19 protein-coding genes are annotated in these 20,261 nt (G+C 52.6%); 12 read left to right on the top strand and 7 right to left on the bottom strand.

Annotated elements, in window-relative coordinates; translation table 11 throughout:
• Positions 1-32: 32 nt before the first annotated feature.
• The 8 genes from WNY38_RS16605 to WNY38_RS16570 all read left to right on the top strand — a co-directional run bounded on the left by WNY38_RS16605 (position 33) and on the right by WNY38_RS16570 (position 11,759).
• On the top strand, positions 33-1,055 hold the full coding sequence (locus tag WNY38_RS16605) for a phosphotransferase (RefSeq protein WP_342858478.1): 1,023 nt from the start codon (positions 33-35) through the stop codon (positions 1,053-1,055).
• Positions 1,055-1,711, top strand: coding sequence for a nucleotidyltransferase family protein (locus WNY38_RS16600; RefSeq protein WP_342858477.1), 657 nt, complete (start codon positions 1,055-1,057; stop codon positions 1,709-1,711). Before WNY38_RS16605 ends, WNY38_RS16600 begins: the two co-directional genes overlap by 1 nt.
• Entirely contained in the window at positions 1,711-4,677 is a 2,967-nt protein-coding gene (addB, locus tag WNY38_RS16595; RefSeq protein ID WP_342858476.1) for a double-strand break repair protein AddB, read from the top strand. Before WNY38_RS16600 ends, addB begins: the two co-directional genes overlap by 1 nt.
• Positions 4,674-8,072, top strand: a complete 3,399-nt coding sequence (gene addA / locus WNY38_RS16590) for a double-strand break repair helicase AddA (protein WP_342858475.1) — start codon at positions 4,674-4,676, stop codon at positions 8,070-8,072. Before addB ends, addA begins: the two co-directional genes overlap by 4 nt.
• A gap of 55 nt (positions 8,073-8,127) precedes the next feature.
• A complete protein-coding gene (gene trxA, locus WNY38_RS16585; RefSeq protein ID WP_342858474.1) occupies positions 8,128-8,448 on the top strand; it encodes a thioredoxin in 321 nt (106 codons plus the stop codon).
• A gap of 135 nt (positions 8,449-8,583) precedes the next feature.
• Entirely contained in the window at positions 8,584-9,141 is a 558-nt protein-coding gene (gene hslV / locus WNY38_RS16580; RefSeq protein WP_252729552.1) for an ATP-dependent protease subunit HslV, read from the top strand.
• Positions 9,138-10,442 carry an ATP-dependent protease ATPase subunit HslU gene (gene hslU, locus WNY38_RS16575; RefSeq protein WP_342858473.1) on the top strand — a complete coding sequence of 435 codons (1,305 nt, stop codon included), beginning with the start codon at positions 9,138-9,140 and terminating at the stop codon, positions 10,440-10,442. The genes hslV and hslU overlap by 4 nt, the downstream gene beginning before the upstream one ends.
• Before the next feature lie 72 nt (positions 10,443-10,514).
• Complete coding sequence (locus tag WNY38_RS16570; RefSeq protein WP_342858472.1) at positions 10,515-11,759, top strand: MFS transporter; 1,245 nt, start codon at positions 10,515-10,517, stop codon at positions 11,757-11,759.
• Here the strand turns inward: WNY38_RS16570 and WNY38_RS16565 are convergent.
• Genes WNY38_RS16565 through WNY38_RS16555 form a run of 3 tightly spaced genes read right to left on the bottom strand, consistent with a single transcriptional unit; the run spans position 11,721 to position 14,034 of the window.
• Complete coding sequence (locus WNY38_RS16565; protein ID WP_342858471.1) at positions 11,721-12,338, bottom strand: Smr/MutS family protein; 618 nt, start codon at positions 12,336-12,338, stop codon at positions 11,721-11,723. The two genes, WNY38_RS16570 and WNY38_RS16565, sit on opposite strands and share 39 nt — an antisense overlap.
• Positions 12,335-13,339, bottom strand: a complete 1,005-nt coding sequence (locus tag WNY38_RS16560; protein WP_342858506.1) for an MltA domain-containing protein — start codon at positions 13,337-13,339, stop codon at positions 12,335-12,337. The genes WNY38_RS16565 and WNY38_RS16560 overlap by 4 nt, the downstream gene beginning before the upstream one ends.
• A 35-nt stretch (positions 13,340-13,374) precedes the next feature.
• A complete protein-coding gene (locus WNY38_RS16555) occupies positions 13,375-14,034 on the bottom strand; it encodes a Tim44/TimA family putative adaptor protein (protein ID WP_342858505.1) in 660 nt (219 codons plus the stop codon).
• Positions 14,035-14,140: 106 nt separating this feature from the next.
• Here WNY38_RS16555 and WNY38_RS16550 point away from each other — a divergent pair, with 106 nt between their 5' ends.
• A complete protein-coding gene (locus WNY38_RS16550; protein WP_342858470.1) occupies positions 14,141-14,650 on the top strand; it encodes an FxsA family protein in 510 nt (169 codons plus the stop codon).
• Between the two features lie 58 nt (positions 14,651-14,708).
• Positions 14,709-15,212 carry a protein-export chaperone SecB gene (secB, locus tag WNY38_RS16545; RefSeq protein ID WP_342858469.1) on the top strand — a complete coding sequence of 168 codons (504 nt, stop codon included), beginning with the start codon at positions 14,709-14,711 and terminating at the stop codon, positions 15,210-15,212.
• An 8-nt stretch (positions 15,213-15,220) separates the two neighbouring features.
• Here secB and dnaQ read toward each other — a convergent pair whose 3' ends face one another.
• Genes dnaQ through WNY38_RS16525 form a run of 4 tightly spaced genes read right to left on the bottom strand, consistent with a single transcriptional unit; the run spans position 15,221 to position 17,999 of the window.
• Complete coding sequence (dnaQ, locus tag WNY38_RS16540; RefSeq protein ID WP_342858468.1) at positions 15,221-15,955, bottom strand: DNA polymerase III subunit epsilon; 735 nt, start codon at positions 15,953-15,955, stop codon at positions 15,221-15,223.
• Complete coding sequence (gene coaE, locus WNY38_RS16535) at positions 15,948-16,565, bottom strand: dephospho-CoA kinase (RefSeq protein ID WP_342858467.1); 618 nt, start codon at positions 16,563-16,565, stop codon at positions 15,948-15,950. The genes dnaQ and coaE overlap by 8 nt, the downstream gene beginning before the upstream one ends.
• Positions 16,566-16,572: 7 nt before the next feature.
• Positions 16,573-17,403 carry a shikimate dehydrogenase gene (locus WNY38_RS16530; RefSeq protein ID WP_342858466.1) on the bottom strand — a complete coding sequence of 277 codons (831 nt, stop codon included), beginning with the start codon at positions 17,401-17,403 and terminating at the stop codon, positions 16,573-16,575.
• Positions 17,400-17,999, bottom strand: a complete 600-nt coding sequence (locus WNY38_RS16525; protein ID WP_342858465.1) for a Maf family nucleotide pyrophosphatase — start codon at positions 17,997-17,999, stop codon at positions 17,400-17,402. The genes WNY38_RS16530 and WNY38_RS16525 overlap by 4 nt, the downstream gene beginning before the upstream one ends.
• Before the next feature lie 410 nt (positions 18,000-18,409).
• On the opposite strand from WNY38_RS16525, the gene hemJ reads away from it, so the two are divergent.
• The gene (gene hemJ, locus WNY38_RS16520; RefSeq protein ID WP_342858464.1) at positions 18,410-18,862 is read left to right on the top strand and encodes a protoporphyrinogen oxidase HemJ; all 453 of its coding nucleotides are present in this window, start codon (positions 18,410-18,412) and stop codon (positions 18,860-18,862) included.
• 124 nt (positions 18,863-18,986) lie between these two features.
• Positions 18,987-20,258: a transcription termination factor Rho gene (gene rho, locus WNY38_RS16515; RefSeq protein ID WP_342858463.1), complete on the top strand. Its 1,272-nt coding sequence runs from the start codon at positions 18,987-18,989 to the stop codon at positions 20,256-20,258.
• Positions 20,259-20,261: the final 3 nt, after the last annotated feature.

The following is a 20,261-nucleotide window of genomic DNA, read 5'->3' as shown; positions in this document are numbered from 1 at the left end:
GCCATGGCTGTTGAGCGGTTTAATGTCTGCGCATGGAAAACCGTGCGCAGCTTTTAGATCATTTTCTATCCACATCAGATTGGCGAGATGCAAAGCGCACCCCCCTTGCGGGCGACGCATCTTTGCGGCGTTATGAACGCTTGTTTAATGCCGCCACAGGCCGTCGTGCCATTGTCATGGATGCCCCGCCTGAAAAAGGCGAAAATGTGCGACCATTTTTAAACGTCGCAGCCTATTTACGCACCAATGGCTTGGCAGCCCCCGAAATATTTGAGGCAGATGAACATAACGGATTCTTGGTCTTAGAAGACTTCGGCCATGATCTGTTTGATGTCGTTTGCGGTGCGACCCCCGAAAGCGAACACACACTATATGCTGCTGCGGTCGATGCGCTGGTCGTTTTGGCGCAAGCCCCCGCATTGGAAAGCCTAGAAGACTTTCATCCCAAAATGCTTGATCTCGCGCTGACAAGTTTCCGGTGGTACGCTGAACCTGCATCAGGCATCGACCTCGGCTATGCACACACCGCCTGTCGTGAAACGCTTGCCCCCTTGATTGCCTCTTTGGGGACGGGATCTGTCACCAGTTTACGCGATTTTCATGCTCAAAACCTGCTGTGGTTGCCCGACCGTCCTGCACCTAAAAACGTTGGTTTATTGGATTTTCAGGACGCGGTTTTGGGCCATCCTGCCTATGATTTGATATCCCTCACCACCGATGCGCGTCGCGATGTATCGCCGGAGGTGCAAAAGATGTGTGTGGATCGTTTTGCCCAACGTATGTCGCTTGATCCTGAACGATTTGCCCGCGAGGCAGCGATTTGTTCTGTGCAGCGCAATTTACGGATTTTGATGATTTTTGCGCGCATGTCGCTGCATTTTGGAAAACCACATTACATCGATTTGATCCCGCGTGTTTGGGGGCATTTGATGAATGATTTGGCCCATCCAGATTTGGCCAAAGTGAGACAAGTGATCATATCTACGATCCCTGCCCCGACCCCTGACATTCTTAGAAAGTTGAAAGCGCAATGCGGCACTGTCTCGACACTGTAATGTTTTTTTGCGCAGGCCGCGGCACGCGCATGCTTGAGCTGACGCAGCATCAACCCAAGCCTATGATCACCGTGGCGGGTCGACCGCTCATCGATCATGCAATTGAAGCCATGGGCGACATGCCGCGACGTTTTGCGAACCTACATTATCACCCTGAGGTCTTGGAAAAACATCTGAATTTGGCTGGAATAGACCCTATTTTTGAAACTGATCTGTTAGAAACCGGTGGTGGGTTGAAACATGCCCTGCCCCAATTGGATCGTGATGCCGTCTTTACCATGAACACCGATGCTGTCTGGGCTGGCCCCAAACCAGCAAAGTTTTTGCGCGCGCATTGGAACCCGGACATTATGGACGCGCTGATGCTGCTTATACCCAAGGACAATGCCGTCGGACACAAAAGAGCAGGCGATTTTTTGCGTGCGCCCGATGGCACTCTGACGCGCGGGACCGGTGATGTGTATACTGGGCTTCAGATCATCAAGACCAAATATGTCAGCGAGATTGAACAGTCGCATTTTTCACTAAATCTGGCTTGGGAAACGCTTTTGGCGCGCGGCACGTTGTATGGCGCGGTTTATTCGGGTCACTGGTGTGATCTTGGCCACCCTGAAGCCATTCCGCTTGCTGAATCTATGTTGGAGCACCATTTATAATGTTCACTGAAACAGACCGCCCCCGCGTTTACGGCCTGCCCTGCGGCGTGCGTTTTCCTTTCGCGCTCAAAGACGGGTTAATGGAGCGGCTAAAGGTGCAATCGCCCGACGCCTTGGCGCGGGTGGAGATTTTCGTGAATTCCTCACGGATGCGCAAAGATTTGAAACTGGCGTTTGACGATGGCGACACGCATTTTTTGCCCAAAATCCGGCTGATCACTGATCTTGGCACTGATATTGCCGCGCGCGATGTGGCCACCGGCGTGTCGGGTCTGCGGCGTCGCCTTGAATTGTCACAGCTTGTGGCGCGATTTTTGGACCAAGAACCTGATTTTGCGGCACGGTCTACGATCTATGATCTAGCGGACAGTCTTGCGGGCTTGTTGTCTGAAATGCACGACGAGGGTGTGTCGCCTGCGGATTTGGACGCGATCAACATTGAAGATACCTCTGGTCACTGGACGCGCGCACGGCGATTTATGTCGATCATTTCCGCTTTTTTCGACCCAACGCAAAACCAGCCCCCGATGCCCGAAGCGCGACTAAAAATGGTTGTAGATTTGCTCAGCGACAGTTGGAACACATCGCCTCCAACCCACCCGATTATCGTCGCAGGCTCGACTGGGTCACGCGGCACCACATCGAATTTTATGAAACTGGTCGCAAACCTGCCACAAGGGGCTGTGGTTTTGCCCGGTGTTGATTTCGATATATCGGCTGAAACTTGGGCCAAGATTCATGAGACAGACGCCTATGAGCATCCGCAGGCGCGCTTTTCTGCCTTTGCGAAAAAGCTGACCATATCGCCGCGTAGCATTGAAAACTGGGTCAGCACATCTGATGAAAATGCGACCCGAAACCAGCTTATATCGCTTGCCTTGCGCCCTGCCCCCGTCACCGATCAATGGATGACAGAGGGCCCTAATTTCAAAAATGTGTCTCAGGCCTGCGACGATCTGACATTGATCGAAGCCCCAGATTCGCGATCAGAGGCTGTGAGCATTGCTTTGGCGTTGCGCAAAGCCGCCGAGGATGGAAAAAAAGCCGCGTTGATCACGCCTGATCGCGCGCTTGCCCGCCATGTCACCGCCGTTTTGGATCGATGGGACATTGCCCCCGACGACAGTGCGGGCATTCCGCTGAACCAGACCCCGCCGGGCCGATTGTTGCGCCATGTTTCCACAGCGCTTGGGCGCGCTGTGTCGTCCGAAGACCTTTTGGTTTTGCTCAAACATCCGCTGGTCGCGCGCGGCATGTCGGACGATGAGGGCATTCGCGGGTATCATTTGCTGTGGACGCGCAACCTTGAACGCCAGCTGCGCCGCTATGGTCCTGCCTTCCCCAAGCGTGACGACCTGTTGGCCTTTGCTGAAAAACAATCTGACGATGGCACCATCGATACCACACTTGTCGCTTGGGCGATGTGGGCCTCTGATATCTTAGAGCGTCTCGATTCCAGCGAAACAGCGCATTTATCGGACCATTTGGATCATGTAATTGAGCTGTCCGAAGCCTTAGTTTGCGGACCAAAATCAAATGATGCGACGGAACTTTGGACGCAATCTGCGGGGCGCGAGGCCCTGCGCGTGGTGACAGACCTTAAACTTGAGGCCCAGCATGGCGGTCACATGACCACCTATGAATTTGCCTCGCTTTTCAACGCCATCGTGGGGCGCGGTCTAGCCCGAGATCCATCGCCTAAACATCCCGACATTATGATTTGGGGCACGCTTGAAGCGCGCGCTCAAGGCGCCGATGTCGTCATTTTGGGCGGATTGAACGAAACTATTTGGCCTGCCGCCCCTGCCCCCGATCCGTGGTTCAGTCGCGATATGCGCAAACAGGTTGGGCTTTTGCCGCCCGAGCAACAAATCGGCCTCGCCGCGCATGATTTTCAACAATCCATCGGGGCCAAAACTGTGATTTTGGCTCGCGCCAAACGTAACGCCGAGGCGGAAACTGTGGCGTCTCGTTGGGTGATCCGGCTGACCAATCTGCTTGCGGGGATGTCGGATGAAGGTGCAAATGCGCTGACACAAATGCGAGCGCGCGGCGATGTATTTGTCGATATGGCCCGCGCGCTGGAACGCCCAGATGTGACGGTTCCGTCCGCGCAAAGACCCAGCCCGCGCCCACCGTATGAGGCGCGTCCACGACAGTTATCGGTGACACGGATCGAGACCTTGGTGCGCGACCCTTATCAGATTTACGCCAGTCGCGTGTTGCGATTGAGCAAGCTGAACCCATTGACACAAGCCGCTGATCCGCGTGATCGCGGCACGGCCTTTCACAAAGTTATGGAAGAATTTGTCGCGAACACACGCGAAGAAACCCCATCCGAGGCGGCCGCTCGACTGATCGCAACCGCAGAGCGCGTTTTGGAAGAGACTGTGCTGTGGCCCGCCGCGCGCCGCGTTTGGTTGGGGCGATTGAAAAAAATCGCTTTGCCTTTGGTCCTACGCGAGGCGGAAAATCGCGAAAAAGGCACGCCCATCGCCACCGAAGCCAAAGGTGGTTATCACTTTAAAGACATCGATTTTTCCCTCACCTGTGAGGCGGATCGCATCGATGAAACCAAAGGTGGTGACTATATCATCTATGATTACAAAACCGGCGCGCCACCAACGGAAAAGCAAACCAAAACGTTGAAGATGCAGTTACATCTTGAAGCCGTCATGCTTGAAAATGGCGGCTTTGTCGGGCTCAATACAGGGCGTGTGTTTGAACTGGCCTATCTAGGTCTAGACGGAAACACGAAACAAACTCGCCTGACTTTACTGCCCGGCGATACGCAAAAAATCGAAGAGCGCTTTATTGACCTAATCAAAAACTATGATGATCCTGCGCAGGGCTATACCTCGCGGCGGATCGTGCAAAGTGTATCTTTTGCGGGTGATTTTGATCATCTGGCACGGGTGGGCGAATGGTCCGACAGTGACGCGCCCTGTCCGGAGGATGTGCGATGATCATGCTTGATGACGCGACTTTGCGCCAAATCGCAGCCGCAAAGCCCGACAGTTCGACTTGGGTGTCTGCCAATGCGGGGTCTGGCAAAACCAAGGTTTTGACGGACCGCGTGGCGCGCTTGCTGTTGGCGGGCACGCCGCCGCAACACATTTTGTGTCTGACATATACCAAAGCCGCCGCCTCAGAGATGCAAAACAGGCTGTTCAAGCGGCTTGGCGCTTGGGCGATGATGCCTGATGAGGCCCTATCGATTGAGCTGAAAACCCTTGCCCCCGATGCCGCGTTGACCGACGCGGAAATGCGGCACGCGCGCACTTTATTTGCCCGCGCCGTTGAGACCCCGGGCGGGTTGAAAATTCAAACCATTCATTCGTTTTGCGGTGCACTTTTGAGACGATTCCCGCTGGAAGCGGGTGTTTCACCGCAATTCAAAGAATTGGATGATCGCGAAACCAATACCATTTTGTCCGAGGTGTTGGATGCTTTGGCCGAAGGTCAAGGTCGCGATGCCATCGATGCAGTTGCCACGCATATTTCAGGGCAAGACGATATTGACCCGCTGCATTTGGCGCAGCAAATTGTGCGCAAACGCGAGGCGTTTCATCCGTCAGCCAATCCCGAGGACATCTGGGAATGGTTTGATCTGCCTGCAGAATATAATGAACAAGATTTGCTTGGGTCTGTATTTTTAGGCGACGAAGATCATGCGCTGACCCAAGCGGCGACAACAATGGAAACTTCGCCAAACAAAACCGATGTGACGGCTGCGGCGATGTTGCGCGCTTGGGTTGGTGCCGCGCCTTCTGTCAGCTTATTGCAAGACATGATTGGCGCGTTTTTGGTCAAGTCCGGTGAAAACCAAGGACTGACCCGTTTTGGTCGCACGCATTCTGGCCTGCCGACCAAGAAATGCGTGACGCTTGAGCCTGAAGCCTTGCGGCAACTGTCGGAATTGATGGAGCGCGTGGCGGGGGCGACAGACACTCTGCGCGCGCTGCAATCTGCGAAGAAAACCGCCGCGCTGCATCAATTCGCAACCGCGCTGCTGCAGCCCTATTTCGACACGAAAGCGCGACTAGGGTTGTTGGATTTTGACGATTTGGTGCAAAAGGCGCGGGATCTATTATCGATTTCCAGCGTTGCGCAATGGGTGCTGTTTCGATTGGACGGGGGCATCGACCATATTTTGGTGGATGAGGCACAAGACACCAGTCCCGATCAATGGACAGTGATCAGGCTGCTGGCCGAAGAGTTTACGGTGGGCGAGGGCGCGCGGCCAAATGTGACGCGCACGATTTTTGTTGTGGGCGATAAAAAGCAGTCGATTTATTCGTTTCAAGGGGCCGCACCCGAAGCCTTTGATCAAATGAAGCATCATTTTGAGTTGCGCCTTGGCGATGCGGGGCATGCCTTGCAAGATATTGCTTTGCAGCACTCATTTCGGTCTTCGCCTGCGATTTTGACCATGACGGATCAAACCTTTGCCCAATCAAGTGGGCAGGGCGTTGGGGGCGACACACATCACATCGCGTTTTTTGAAGACACACCTGGACGTGTGGATCAATGGCCATTGGTGGAACCTGAACCTGTGGAAACCGATCCTGACGATTGGGAAAATCCGACCGATTTAATAGCACCTGAGCACCACAGTATTCGACTGGCGGGCATGGTGGCGCGCAATGTTAAAGATATGATTGAGCACGGCTCGATTCCACGCAAAGGCGATGAAAACACGCAAATTGAACCGGGCGATATTTTGATTTTGGTGCGCAACAGATCGGGGCTGTTTTATCCAATGATCCGCGCGTTGAAAAAACTGAATCTGCCCGTCGCAGGTGCGGATCAGCTGATTTTGAACGACGAGTTGGCTGTCAAAGATATGACGTCGCTTTTGGCGTTTTTGTCGCTTCAAGATGATGATTTGGCCTTGGCTGAAGCTTTGAAATCACCGCTATTTGGCTGGTCTGAACAGAACCTGTATTCACTCGCGCATAAACGCACTGAAGCCACCTTGTGGCGTGAACTGCGGGCGCGGCGTGATGAATGGCCTGCGACTGCGGATATTTTGGATGATCTGCGCAAGACCTCGGACTTTTTGCGACCCTATGATTTGATCCAACGCGTTTTGGTGCGTCATGGCGGGCGTAAAAAGTTTTTGGCGCGCCTTGGCAATGAGGCTGAAGACGGACTTGATGCCTTGCTGCACCAAGCGCTGCATTATGAAACCACGCAAACGCCCAGCCTGACGGGGTTTATCGGCTGGCTGGGGGCTGAAAAAATCAAACTCAAACGCGTTTTGGATGAGTCCTCGAACCTGATCCGCGTGATGACGGTGCATGGGTCCAAAGGGCTGGAAGCGCCGATTGTGATTTTACCTGATACCTTGCGTGAAACCAGTGAGCCGAAAGACGAACTTGTCGCGTTAGAGCACGGCGGCATCGCGTGGAAATCGAGCAAAGAAAACAATTCTGAGGCACTGAAACAGTCTCTAACGCAGCTCAAAACCAAAAATGACGACGAAGAACGGCGTCTTTTGTATGTGGCGATGACGCGGGCTGAGAACTGGCTGATCGTGGCGGGCGCAGGCAAGATGAAAAAGGATAGCAGCTGTTGGTATCAACTGGTTGAAAACGGCATGCTGTCTGCAGGCGCTGTTGAGCAAGCGTTTCCAAGCGGCATCGGCAAGCGCTATGCGCATGGGGAATGGCCTGCGCGCACGGGTGAGGCTGCTGTTAAAGCACCAAAAAAAACCGAACTGCCAGATTGGGTGCAAAGGGCGGCTGTGATTTCGGATGATCCGAAAGTGTTTTTATCGCCCTCGGAGTTGGGCGGCCCAAAAGCGCTGGCGGGATCATCGTCAAATCGCAGCGAAGAGGTTGCAATGCGCCACGGCAGTCAGTTGCATTTACTGCTGGAACATCTGCCAAATCACCCGCCCCTTGACTGGCCAGAAATTGCGCGGTCCTTGTTGGGATCAGGTGAATTATTCGCAACTTTGGCTGAGTTAGAGCCACTTTTGACCGAGGCCTCTCGCACAATTGAGCAGTCTTATCAGTGGGATGTCTTTGGTGATACATCGCTGGCCGAGGTGCCGTTTTCAGGCGTTTTGCCATCGATGAACAATCACCCAGTGCATGGGATTATTGACAGATTGATCGTTGAAGATGACGTGGTGCGCGTGGTTGATTTCAAATCAAACGACGTCGTACCTATGGCGCCACAAGAGGTGCCAATGGGATTGCTGCGTCAAATGGGCGCCTATTTGGAGATTTGTTCTGCAATTTATCCAGACAAGAAAATTGAAGTGGCGATCTTGTGGACGGGCACCGCGACGCTTATGCCCCTGCCACACGATATGGTGATGTCTGCTCTGCAAGACACCGCTACATCTTGACCCTTTAAGGCAGGACACATAGGTTCTGCTCAACATAGAAATCAGGAGAGATCAAATGGCCACTGTTGCTGTCACAGATGCAAGCTTTGAAGCCGACGTTCTTAAATCCGACATCCCAGTGATCGTGGATTTTTGGGCTGAATGGTGTGGACCTTGTAAACAAATCGGCCCAGCGCTCGAAGAGTTGTCTGCCGAATTTGAAGGCAAAGTCAAAATCGTCAAAGTCAACATTGACGAAAACCCAAATTCACCAGCGCAATTTGGTGTGCGTTCTATCCCAGCGCTTTTCATGGTGAAAAACGGTGAGGTCGTGTCCAACAAGGTTGGCGCAGCGCCAAAAACTGCAATTGCCAACTGGATCACCGAAAGCGTTTAAGGCTTTTGTTGCTGAATTTGAAAAGGGGTGCCAATGGTGCCCCTTTTTGTTTGTGTGGTGGTCAATGGATTGCAACCAGCGCTTGAACACCCATAAATGAACCCACATATAAAGACTTCATTGAGAGGACAAATCATGGCTGATGATCAATTCCCAGGCTGGCATGGCACCACCATTATCGGTGTGCGCCGCGGCAATGAGGTCGTTATCGCGGGCGACGGGCAGGTGAGCCTTGGACAGACTGTGATTAAGGGCACTGCGCGCAAAGTGCGCCGCCTGAAACCCGGTGGGCATGAAGTGATCGCAGGCTTCGCGGGGTCGACGGCCGATGCCTTTACTCTGCTTGAACGCTTAGAGGCAAAACTTGAGGCCACCCCCGGGCAATTGGCGCGGGCAAGCGTGGAATTGGCCAAGGATTGGCGCACGGATAAATACCTGCAAAAGCTGGAAGCGATGCTGATCGTCACGGATGGCACTGAGCTTTTGGTCATCACGGGGGCAGGTGACGTTTTGGAGCCTGAGCATGATATCGCAGCGATTGGGTCGGGCGGAAACTTTGCCTTGGCCGCCGCACGCGGATTGATGGCCACCGATAAAACAGCCGAAGAAATTGCACGCGAAGCCATGGCGATTGCCGCGGATATTTGCGTGTACACCAACGGGAAATTGACCGTGGAGACGATTAAATCATGACTGACCTGACCCCACGCGAAATCGTATCTGAACTGGATCGCTTTATCATCGGGCAAAACGACGCCAAACGCGCCGTGGCTGTGGCCCTGCGCAATCGGTGGCGGCGCAAACAATTGGCGGATGATCTGCGCGATGAGGTTTATCCGAAAAATATCCTTATGATCGGGCCAACCGGTGTTGGCAAAACCGAAATTTCGCGCCGTTTGGCCAAGCTGGCGCGTGCGCCGTTTATCAAGGTTGAGGCCACGAAATTTACCGAAGTGGGTTACGTGGGGCGCGACGTAGAACAGATCGTGCGCGATCTGGTGGATTCGGCGATTGCGCAGACGCGTGAGTACATGCGCGAAGACGTAAAAGCCAAAGCGCACCAATCCGCAGAAGACCGCGTGATTGAAGCGATTGCAGGCACGGATGCCCGCGCGCAAACCCGCGAGATGTTCCGCAAAAAGCTGAAATCCGGCGAGCTGGACAACACCGAAATTGAACTTGAGATGCAAGATACATCCTCACCCATGGGGGGCTTTGAAGTGCCAGGCCAGCCGCAAATGGGCGGGATGATGAACCTTGGCGATATTTTCGGAAAAGCCTTTGCGGGGCGCACTGTGAAAAAGAAGGTCAAGGTGGCGGAGAGCTACGATCTTTTGATCTCGGAAGAGGCCGATAAGTTGCTGGACGACGAGGCTGTGACCCGCGCGGCGCTGGAATCTGTTGAACAAAACGGCATCGTTTTTTTGGACGAAATCGACAAGGTCTGTGCGCGGGCGGATGCGCGTGGCGCGGATGTGTCTCGTGAAGGCGTGCAGCGCGACTTACTGCCTTTGATCGAGGGCACAACGGTATCGACCAAACATGGCCCGGTGAAAACCGACCATATTTTGTTCATCGCCTCTGGCGCATTTCATGTGGCAAAACCATCGGATTTACTGCCAGAATTGCAAGGACGCCTGCCCATTCGCGTTGAATTGCAGGCCTTGAACGAGGGCGATTTTGTGCGCATTTTGACGGAAACCGACAATGCGCTCACATTACAATACACTGCGTTGATGGCGACCGAAGAGGTGACTGTGTCGTTCACACCTGATGGCATCAAAGCCATCGCATCTGTGGCCGCAGAAGTGAACACCAGCGTTGAAAACATCGGCGCGCGGCGTTTGTACACGATTTTGGAACGGGTGTTCGAAGAGCTGTCCTTTGCCGCCCCTGATCGTGGTGGCGACACTGTTGTGGTGGACGAGGCTTATGTGCGCGCCAGCGTGGGCGACATGGCGCAGACTGCTGATGTGAGCCGCTTTATGCTTTAGACTAAAACTGCACAGGGCTTTTCCTGTGACGTTTTGCTCTTTCCTTTTGATGGGCAAGGCGTACATGGAGTTATGAGTTATGTACATTTTATAATCCAAAACGCCCGCTGGTTGCTGGCCGGCTTTTTGCTGTGCCTGACGTCGTCCTATGGTCAGACGTTTTTTATATCCATCTTTGCAGGTGAAATCCGCGCCGAATTTGGGCTAAATCACACGGCTTGGGGGTGGATTTACGCCATCGGCACCATGGCATCCGCCGCGACGATGGTTTGTGCAGGGACGCTGACCGATCGGTTTCGCGTGCGTCAATTGGCGCCAGTGGTGTTGATCGGGCTGACGCTGGCCTGTTTGTCGATGTCATTCGTGCCAAGCGCTATGGTTTTGGTCGGGGTGATTTTTTTGCTGCGTCTGTTTGGCCAAGGCATGTCAGGACACATCGCGATGGTCGCGATGGCGCGCTGGTTTCATGCCACACGAGGACGCGCTTTGTCGGTGGCCTCATTGGGGTTTGTGGTTGGCAACGCCATTTATCCGGTCATTTTTGTGGCCTTGATGGCCTATTTTGGCTGGCGCGAGCTTTGGATTTTAGCCGCAGGACTGGCGATTTTTCTGATCCCTGTGATCATGTGGCTGTTGCGCACAGAACGCACACCGCAATCGATTTCGAAATCTTATGCGTCACTTGGGATGGGCGGCCTGCATTGGACACGCACCCAAATGCTTAAACATTGGTTGTTTTGGATGGCTATTCCGCTGATTGTTGGTCCGGCCGCATGGATCACGGCGTTCTTTTTTCAACAGGTGCCACTGGTTGAGGCCAAAGGCTGGGATCTGTTAGATTTCGTTGCTTTGTTCCCGATTTTGACGCTGGGTTCTGTGACATTCAATGTCGCCGCAGGGGCAGCTGTCGACAAATGGGGCGCGGGGCGGCTGTTGCCCTTTATGATTGTGCCTTTCGCGATCAGTTTTGTGATTGTTGCAGCAAGCAACACCTTGCTGATGGCGGGTGTAGCTATGGCCATTTTAGGCATGGGCATGGGATCACAGGGAACGATTGTGGGCGCCTTTTGGGCTGAACATTATGGCACGCAATTCATCGGTTCGATCAAAGCGGCGGTCATGGCCATAACCGTCCTTGGCTCGGCTATTGGGCCAGCCGTATCGGGGTCTATGCTGGATGCGGGTATCACCTTTGATACCCAGCTGATTGCCTATGCGGTGTATTTTTTAGCGACTGGCGTTTTGGCGTATTTTGGCACGAAACGTGCACGCGCGCTCTTACCGACTGCGGCGAAGATAGACGTAATAAGCACCTGAACCGCCATGAGACAAATGCGCCTCGTTCACTTGCATCACCAGCAGGCGCAAAGGCCCTGAGCGCAGCCAGTGTGGCACTTGGTTTTTCAGCACGCCGATGCGCGTCGGAATTGGCCCGCCCTCATCGCGATCTTTGCCCTTGCCTGTGATCACCAAAACAAGCCGCAATCCGCGTGCATGGGATGATATAATGAAATTGGTCAAGGCAGGGTGCGCTTGGGCCATGGTCATGCCGTGCAAATCGATCCGTGCCTCGGGCGCCAGTTTGCCACGACGCATTTTACCGAATTTTTTATGATCCATTTGCAGAGGCGCTCGCATGATGTCATCGGAAATAGACGGCATCAAATTGTGGCGGGCTTTGGGCGTTTTGGCTTTGCTGCCCAGCTCGAATTCTTTGATATGTTGGTGCAGCGATTTGGTCGCCTCTGTGCGCTCGATAGCCTTGGGGGCTAGGTGCACAGGTTGATCATGCCTGACAGGTTTCGCACTGGCGCGCAAAGGGATGGCGGTTTTTTTAACCTCATCCCACAGCGAGCGATCTTCGTCGCTCAATGTCTTTGTGCGCCGGCGCGTCATGTGTTGTTGTGTTCCTCAAGTCCGTAGGCCAGTTGGATGGGCATCAAGACCACCATGCGACCAGTATCGCGAATTCTGCCCGCGACGTCACCTGCGCTATCGCCTGTGCCGTAAAATATATCTGCGCGCTGCGCACCTTTGATCGCGGACCCTGTGTCTTGGGCAATCATCAAGCGGCGTAGCGAGGCATCACCGTCTTTTTCCAGCCAAACGGGCGCGCCCAAAGTGACAAAGGCGGGATCAACAGCAACACTGCGCATCGGCGTGATCGAGCGACTCATCGCCCCAATGGGGCCTGCGGAGGCTTGAAGCGTTTTGAGTTCTTTGAAAAACACATAGGACGGATTCGTGTAGAGCAACTCTTGCCCATCCACAGGATTGCGACGGACCCAGTTTTTGATCACCTGTGCTGAAACTTGGTGTTCGGTATAGATGCCCATGCGGACCAATTCTTGGCCGATCGAGCTGTATTTATACCCGTTGTGGCCTGCATAACCGACGCGAATGGTGCTGCCATTGGTCAAATTGATGCGGCCCGATCCTTGGATTTGCAAAAAGAACAACTCGACAGGATCATCCACCCAAGCGATTTCAAGCCCGCGGCCCGCAAGTGCGCCTTCGCCAATATCGCGTCGGGTGTGATAGGGCGTGGATTGCGCACGATCGCGCGGCATCGCGTAAACAGGATAACGATATTTTGGGGTACGAACGCGCGAACCTGACAGTTCGGGTTCAAAGTATCCAGTGAACAGCGGCTTGGCGTCATCCATGATCAAAACGGGTTTGAAAAACAACTCAAAAAACGTTTTGGCGTTGGTCTGGGTTTGCGCCAAGGCGCAGACTTGCGGCCATTCACGTCCCCGGATGCGATCACAGGTGTTTAAAAAAACATCCAGCGCGTCTTGGTGATTATCGTCTTCCCAACCTTGCAGATCGGAAAAAGAAAGAATTTTTGCCACAGGCTCGTCCTCGCACTGGGCGGGCGCCGACAGGGACAGCATGGCTGCAAATGCAGCGCTTGCTAGCCCCTTGACCGTCATGCGCCAGTTGCGACCAATTGCCAGTTGGGGTCATTGCTGCCCATCTCGCGTGCAAAGGTCCAAATGTCTTTTTGACGTTTCACTTTGTTGGGGTCGCCCTCAACAATCTCGCCCGCAGCGTCACGTGCGACAGATGTGACTTCAGACACAAAGCGCAGTTTGATTTCTTCTTCACGAGCGGCCTCATCCAAATCGACATCAATGATTTGCGACTCGTGCAGCCCTATGAATTGGGCTTCGACTGTCAGGCCAGCCTCTTTGCGATTGTCGATAACAGACTGAAAAGCCTCTTCAACATCGTCAGAGATAAAATCAGACACAGCAGACAGATCACCATTTTCAAACGCCATGAGGATCATTTCATAGGCTGCACTTGCCCCGGTCAAAAACTCAGTGACGGTGAAATCAGGTTCGTTGCGTTTGAGCACCAAAAGATTGTTGGCTGCACGTGAACCTTCGGGGACGTTGTCGATGATGTCATGATCCACGCCACCTTCGATCACTTCAAACTGACGCTTGGGCGTCTGTGTTTCAGCGATGGGATCAACACGTGGCTGTTCAAAACCGTCACGCGTGCCAAGGATATTGCGCAAGCGCAGTACCAAAAAAATTGCTATTCCGGCCAGAACCAGTAGCGAGACTAGTGAACTTCCCATCAATACCTCTTTTGCTTCTGAGCATAGTAAAGTGCGCTCTTTGATCTTATGTAGGGTGTCGATGGTGCCAAGTCCACCAGTGCCGAGAAATTTGAGAGGATGTCCCATGTGGTTATTTGCGCTTTTTGTTGCCGTTCCAGTCATTGAAATTGCCCTGTTTATTCAGGTGGGAGGATTCATAGGACTGTTTCCGACTCTGGCCATTGTTGTGCTGACGGCCTTTTTGGGCACCTATTTGGTCAAACAACAAGGCGCGATTGCGATGTCGCAGCTGCGCTCATCCTTTGGCGAGTTGCGTGATCCAAGTGAACCTTTGGCACACGGGGCAATGATTTTATTTTCTGGCGCGCTGCTTTTGACCCCTGGGTTTTTCACCGACGCCGTTGGATTTTTGCTTTTGGTGCCCGCCTTTCGCACACGTTTGTTTGCGGAACTGCAAAAGCGCATCAAAGTGCAAAGTTTCACCATGGGGGGTAATGTGGGCGGCGGGAACGCAGGCTTTAGCGGCCAGAAGCCCCGCAATCCCCAAGACCCAAACATCATTGATGGCGAATGGGAGCCCGTTTCGCCCAAGGATATCGAGAATAATGACCCATCAGGTTGGACGCGGCATTGAGCCGACTTTTCCAACCTGATACAAGGCCGCAACTTTAGCTTTTTTGAGGAATATACAGATGGCCGAAACCGGTGAAACCGCTGCTCCAGCAGCAGAAGTCAAAATGCAAGTTCTAGGACAATTCGTGCGGGACATGTCTTTTGAAAACATTCTTGCGCAAAAGGGCATCAAATCCGAAAGCCGTCCGAACATTTCTGTTCAGGTTGCTTTAGATGCGAAAAAACGTGACGGCGCTGAAAACCAGTTCGAAGTTGCGATCAAATTGAACGTGAAATCCGAAACTGAAACCGGTGAGACGCTGTTCATCCTTGAACTGGATTACGCCGGTATTTTCCTGATCGAAAACGTGCCAGACGCGCAAATGCACCCGTTCTTGATGATCGAATGCCCACGCATGCTGTTCCCGTTCACACGTCGCATCGTGCACGATTTGACACGTGATGGTGGTTTCCCGCCGCTGAACCTCGACACCATCGATTTCGTGGCGCTTTACCGCCAAGACATGCAGCGTCGCGCCGAAGCCGCACAAGCTGCAGCCCCTGCGGCGGCAACTGTTAACTAAAGCTAACGCTATTTAGCCCACAACGCGCCGTCGCCCATCGCCTCAACAAAGGCTGCATGGGCGGCGGCTTCTTCGTCAGTCAGGCGCGAGGGCAGGGCGATATCGCGACGCTTCGCGCGCCACTGCTGTGACGCTTGCAAATCTTGCGAGGCTTTGTCGCCTTTGGGCTCAGGTGCCAAAACCAAATCAGGTTGGCGACCACCGATCAACTCAAGATAAACCTCAGCCAAAATTTCGGAATCAAGCAACGCGCCGTGCAATGTACGGTTCGAGTTGTCGATTTGAAACCGACGACAGAGCGCATCAAGCGTGGCAGGTGAGCCGGGGAATTTTTTGCGGGCAATTGCGAGCGTATCAAGCGCTTGTTCCCAAGGAATCTGGCGCAAGCCCGCTGTTTTGAGCTCTGCATTCAAGAACTTAATATCAAAGGCGGCATTGTGGATCACCAGCGTGCTGTCACCGATGAAATCCAAGAAATTTTGCGCGATGTCTTTGAACACGGGCTTGTCCAGCAAGGTCACCTCATCTGCACGAGCAGCGCGGGGCGGCTCTAAAATATCAGGACCAATTCCGTGCACACCAAAGGCCCCTGCGGGCATGGTGCGTCTTGGATTGATATATTGGTGATAGGTGCGCCCTGTCGCGAGATGATTGTCGAGTTCAATCGCACCGATTTCAACCAAACGGTCCCCCGTCAGCGGATCAAACCCTGTGGTTTCCGTATCAAGAACGATTTCACGCATCTGGTGTCTCCTGTGACTGGTCGGACCTGACTGTGTCCAGTATCTTTTGCACGGCCGCTTTGGCCAGTTCAATCGACGATGTGTCGATGACAAAATCCGCCTGCGCGCGCTTGTCGGCATCAGGTGTTTGTTTTGCCAAAATAGCGTCGAACTGCGCCTCTGTCATATTTGGTCGGGCAAGCACGCGGGCGCGTTGAACACCCACGGGCACGGACACCACAACGACAAAATCAACAGATGTGTTTAACCCCGTTTCAAACAACAAAGGCACGTCCAAAACAACGATTTTGGCTGGATTTGTCTCTAAAAAAGTCTGTCTGTCTTTGGCGACCAAAGGGTGTACGATCTGTTCAAGTTGGCGCAAACCCGTTGGTGTGGCCTTGATCCAGTCTTTGAGTACTTGCCGATTAACGGTGCCCGTTGTGGTGGCCTCGGGGCAAATTTTGGAAATGGCCTCAATGGTATGCGCGTCACTGGAATACAGTCTATGCACGGTGCTATCCGCATCCCAAACAGGCACGCCGGCGGCTTTGAACATCTCAGCCGTTGTGGATTTTCCCATCCCGATGGACCCTGTCAGCCCAATCACAATTGGCCCTAGATGTTTCATGGGTGTTTCATTCGGACAGCAGGACTTGGCGGGTCTCGTCGTCTACCTCTGGACGCACACCAAACCAACGCTCAAACCCCGGAGCAGCTTGGTGCAACAACATGCCCAAACCATCAACAGTCTGACAGCCATTTTTAGCGGCATTTTCCAAGAACGCGGTGCGCAGCGGTGTGTACACAAGGTCGGTCACGACAGCTTTGGGCGACAAAGCGTCAAGCGGTACTTTGAATTCTGGTTTCCCCACCATGCCAAGCGACGTGGTGTTGACCACAGTCATCGCGCCCTCAAGCATACTCCCCGCGTGCACCCATTCGAAAACAGTCACTTTGCTGCCGAATTCTGCTTTAAGCGCATTTGAACGCAGTCGCGTACGATTAGACAGGCGAATTTCTGTCACACCGACGTCAACCAATGAAGCAATCACCGCACGCGCAGCGCCACCAGCACCAAAAATGGCTGCTGGGCCTGCTTTTGGATCCCAATCAGCGTTTGCACGCAGGTTTTCCACAAAACCATATCCATCTGTATTATCGGCGTGGATCTTGCCATCGGCCCTAAAAATCAACGTATTGGCGGCCCCGATAAGTGCTGCGCGGTCTGTGACACTATCGGCAAGGGCCAGCACGGATTCTTTATGGGGGATGGTCACATTTGCGCCAACAAATCCCATTTTGGGCATGGTGCGCAGCACCTCTACCAGATCACTTTGGGCGACATCAAGATGCACATAATGTCCCTTGATGCCGTAACGTTTCAGCCAAAACCCGTGCAAGTCAGGCGATCTGCTATGTGCGATAGGGGAACCGATAACACCGGCCAATGGGATTTTGTTGCTCATGATGAAATGACTCCTGTTTGGCCAAGATATCCTAGAATTTCCAATAGGGGCAGACCTAGAACATTGAAATGATCGCCGTCTATACGCGAAAACAACCGCACACCTTCTTCTTCAAGCTTATACCCGCCAACAGAATGGCGAATGCTGTCCCAATTGCGGGTGACATAATCGTCGAGATAGGCGTCTGAATTTTTTTTCATTGTCAATTTTACTTCGCCAATGTGCCGCCATTTGGGCTCACCGCCTTCATATATAACCGCAGCGGATAGTAAATTATGCCGCTCATCGTTGAGCGCGCGCAATTGCGTGCGGGCCTCATCCGGTGTTGTGGGCTTGGAAAACAATCGGCCTTTAAAAGACAAAACTTGATCGCAACCCAAGACCACGGCCTCGGGCATTTTCATTGATATTTTACGGGCTTTGCCCTCGGCCAGCGCATCTGCGATGTCACGTGGGGGCGATCCTTCGGCCAAAAGCGCGTCTTTTATGCTTTCTTCATCTATCCGCGGCACATTTACGTCAAATGATACCTTAGCATTGGCAAGCAGGGTCTGACGAATGGACGAGCCCGACGCCAGAATGAGAGTTTTGGTCATGTTGATGATCCTGTGGAAAAGACACACTGAACTGTGTTGGCTGCTGATGGGATAACCATGTCATGAATGATTGGGCGGGAAAAGTCGGCAGTTTGGCATTTTTCGTGCGCCCGTTTTCCAAAGTGGAGAAGTGTTTTTTGAAACTGTGAATTAGCGTCTTCAAAAAGAGTTGCCATCTAAATATACACAACTTCATCCTTAGTTAATACTTCATAAGTAATTGTTAATTTAACACTTTGAAATTTTATCCCCAGATCAAGAAATTTTTAAAAGAACACGTTTTCCTTGTGTAGAACTCAAAGGGATAAGTCATTAATCCACATCATCCACAGGCCCTACTAACAACATCAACTCTTTTTACTTTCTTATATTATTATATAGATAGGCACGGAAAAGCCGGAGTGCATGAGATGAGTGATTTTTTATCAAGCCTATACCCATGGACCAAATCCCTTCACGTCATTTCCGTGATCGCTTGGATGGCTGGTATTTTTTATCTGCCACGCCTGTTTGTACGTCACACAGAAAGCGTCGAAATTGGCAGTGAAACGGATCTTTTGTTCCAAGACATGGAAAAAAAGCTGTTCAAGGTCATCATGAACCCAGCGTTTGTTTCCACGTGGATCTTTGGGTTGTGTTTGGTGTTCACTCCAGGTGTCGTCGATTGGACATCGGGCTGGTCATGGATCAAAGCAGCTTGCGTGATTGCAATGACATGGTTTCATCACTGGTGTGGCCACAGACGCAAAGACTTTGTCGCGGGCAACAATCGTCTGACAGGCAAGCAATACAGGCTGATGAACGAAGTCCCGACTTTGCTGATGATCGTGATCGTCATCATGATAATCGCGCGTCCATTCTGAGAAACATTGACTCAAGCTCTCTTGCTGTCTATTGAACCTTAAATCCCTGCCGTCCGGCATCACGGGATATTTCACACCACTCAAAAAAAACGGATCGCTTGGCGGTCATAGTTTGGATGTCTCGATGACTGTAAATTCCCTGAATCTCTCTGATCTTAAAGCAAAAACACCAAAAGACTTGCTGTCTATGGCTGAAGAGCTTGAGATCGAAAACGCGTCTACGATGCGCAAGGGCGAGATGATGTTCTCGATCCTCAAAGAACGTGCTGAGGAAGATTGGGAAATCACCGGCAACGGCGTTTTGGAAGTTCTGCAAGACGGTTTTGGTTTTTTGCGCTCTCCTGAGGCCAACTACCTGCCTGGGCCAGACGATATTTACGTGACGCCTGAGATCATCCGCCAATTTGGTATGCGCACCGGCGACACCGTCGAAGGTTTGATGCAATCGCCAAATGACAACGAGCGTTACTTCACAATGATCAGCATCACGCAGATCAACTTTGAAGACCCCGAAAAAACACGCCACAAAATCAACTTTGACAACCTGACACCGCTCTACCCTGATGAGCGTTTGAACATGGAAATCCAAGATCCGACTTTGAAAGATCGCTCAGCTCGGATCATCGATCTGGTCGCGCCGATTGGTAAAGGTCAGCGGTCTTTGATCGTGGCGCCGCCGCGTACTGGTAAAACAGTTCTGTTGCAAAACATCGCATCGTCTATCGGCATCAACCATCCTGAGTGTTACTTGATCGTTCTGTTGATCGACGAGCGCCCAGAAGAGGTGACCGACATGCAGCGGTCTGTGAACGGTGAAGTTATTTCCTCGACCTTTGATGAACCAGCATCGCGTCACGTAGCGGTTTGTGAAATGGTGATCGAGAAAGCCAAACGTCTTGTGGAACACAAACGCGATGTTGTGATCTTGCTCGATTCCATCACACGCCTTGGCCGCGCTTTTAACACTGTTGTGCCGTCTTCAGGTAAGGTCCTGACCGGTGGTGTTGATGCAAACGCCCTACAGCGCCCAAAACGCTTCTTTGGTGCTGCGCGTAACATCGAAGAGGGCGGGTCTTTGACCATCATCGCGACTGCTTTGATCGACACAGGCTCGCGCATGGATGAGGTTATCTTTGAGGAATTCAAAGGGACGGGTAACTCCGAGATTGTTCTGGATCGCAAAGTGGCCGACAAACGCGTGTTCCCTGCGATGGACATTCTCAAATCTGGCACGCGTAAAGAAGAGCTTTTGGTGGATTCCAAAGACCTTCAAAAAACGTACTTGCTGCGCCGTATTTTGAACCCGATGGGCACAACAGATGCGATTGAGTTCTTGATCTCCAAACTCAAGCAAACCAAATCGAATGCCGAGTTCTTCGATTCGATGAACGCGTAACAT

This window comes from Pacificibacter sp. AS14 (assembly GCF_038899935.1).
In the GTDB taxonomy this organism is placed as follows: Bacteria; Pseudomonadota; Alphaproteobacteria; order Rhodobacterales; family Rhodobacteraceae; genus Celeribacter.
This window is presented reverse-complemented; position numbering and strand designations above follow the sequence as displayed.

Bases quoted from the DNA above. Each gene is read 5' to 3' on its own strand.
- WNY38_RS16570 (WP_342858472.1), top strand. From the start codon at position 10,515: ATGAGTTATGTACATTTTATAATCCAAAACGCCCGCTGGTTGCTGGCC.
- secB (WP_342858469.1), top strand. From the start codon at position 14,709: ATGGCCGAAACCGGTGAAACCGCTGCTCCAGCAGCAGAAGTCAAAATG.
- WNY38_RS16600 (WP_342858477.1), top strand. From the start codon at position 1,055: ATGTTTTTTTGCGCAGGCCGCGGCACGCGCATGCTTGAGCTGACGCAG.
- coaE (WP_342858467.1), bottom strand. From the start codon at position 16,565: ATGAAACATCTAGGGCCAATTGTGATTGGGCTGACAGGGTCCATCGGG.
- rho (WP_342858463.1), top strand. From the start codon at position 18,987: ATGACTGTAAATTCCCTGAATCTCTCTGATCTTAAAGCAAAAACACCA.
- hemJ (WP_342858464.1), top strand. From the start codon at position 18,410: ATGAGTGATTTTTTATCAAGCCTATACCCATGGACCAAATCCCTTCAC.
- WNY38_RS16550 (WP_342858470.1), top strand. From the start codon at position 14,141: ATGTGGTTATTTGCGCTTTTTGTTGCCGTTCCAGTCATTGAAATTGCC.
- hslU (WP_342858473.1), top strand. From the start codon at position 9,138: ATGACTGACCTGACCCCACGCGAAATCGTATCTGAACTGGATCGCTTT.
- WNY38_RS16555 (WP_342858505.1), bottom strand. From the start codon at position 14,034: ATGGGAAGTTCACTAGTCTCGCTACTGGTTCTGGCCGGAATAGCAATT.
- WNY38_RS16560 (WP_342858506.1), bottom strand. From the start codon at position 13,339: ATGCTGTCCCTGTCGGCGCCCGCCCAGTGCGAGGACGAGCCTGTGGCA.
- WNY38_RS16605 (WP_342858478.1), top strand. From the start codon at position 33: ATGGAAAACCGTGCGCAGCTTTTAGATCATTTTCTATCCACATCAGAT.
- dnaQ (WP_342858468.1), bottom strand. From the start codon at position 15,955: ATGCGTGAAATCGTTCTTGATACGGAAACCACAGGGTTTGATCCGCTG.
- WNY38_RS16565 (WP_342858471.1), bottom strand. From the start codon at position 12,338: ATGACGCGCCGGCGCACAAAGACATTGAGCGACGAAGATCGCTCGCTG.
- WNY38_RS16530 (WP_342858466.1), bottom strand. From the start codon at position 17,403: ATGAGCAACAAAATCCCATTGGCCGGTGTTATCGGTTCCCCTATCGCA.
- trxA (WP_342858474.1), top strand. From the start codon at position 8,128: ATGGCCACTGTTGCTGTCACAGATGCAAGCTTTGAAGCCGACGTTCTT.
- addB (WP_342858476.1), top strand. From the start codon at position 1,711: ATGTTCACTGAAACAGACCGCCCCCGCGTTTACGGCCTGCCCTGCGGC.
- hslV (WP_252729552.1), top strand. From the start codon at position 8,584: ATGGCTGATGATCAATTCCCAGGCTGGCATGGCACCACCATTATCGGT.
- addA (WP_342858475.1), top strand. From the start codon at position 4,674: ATGATCATGCTTGATGACGCGACTTTGCGCCAAATCGCAGCCGCAAAG.
- WNY38_RS16525 (WP_342858465.1), bottom strand. From the start codon at position 17,999: ATGACCAAAACTCTCATTCTGGCGTCGGGCTCGTCCATTCGTCAGACC.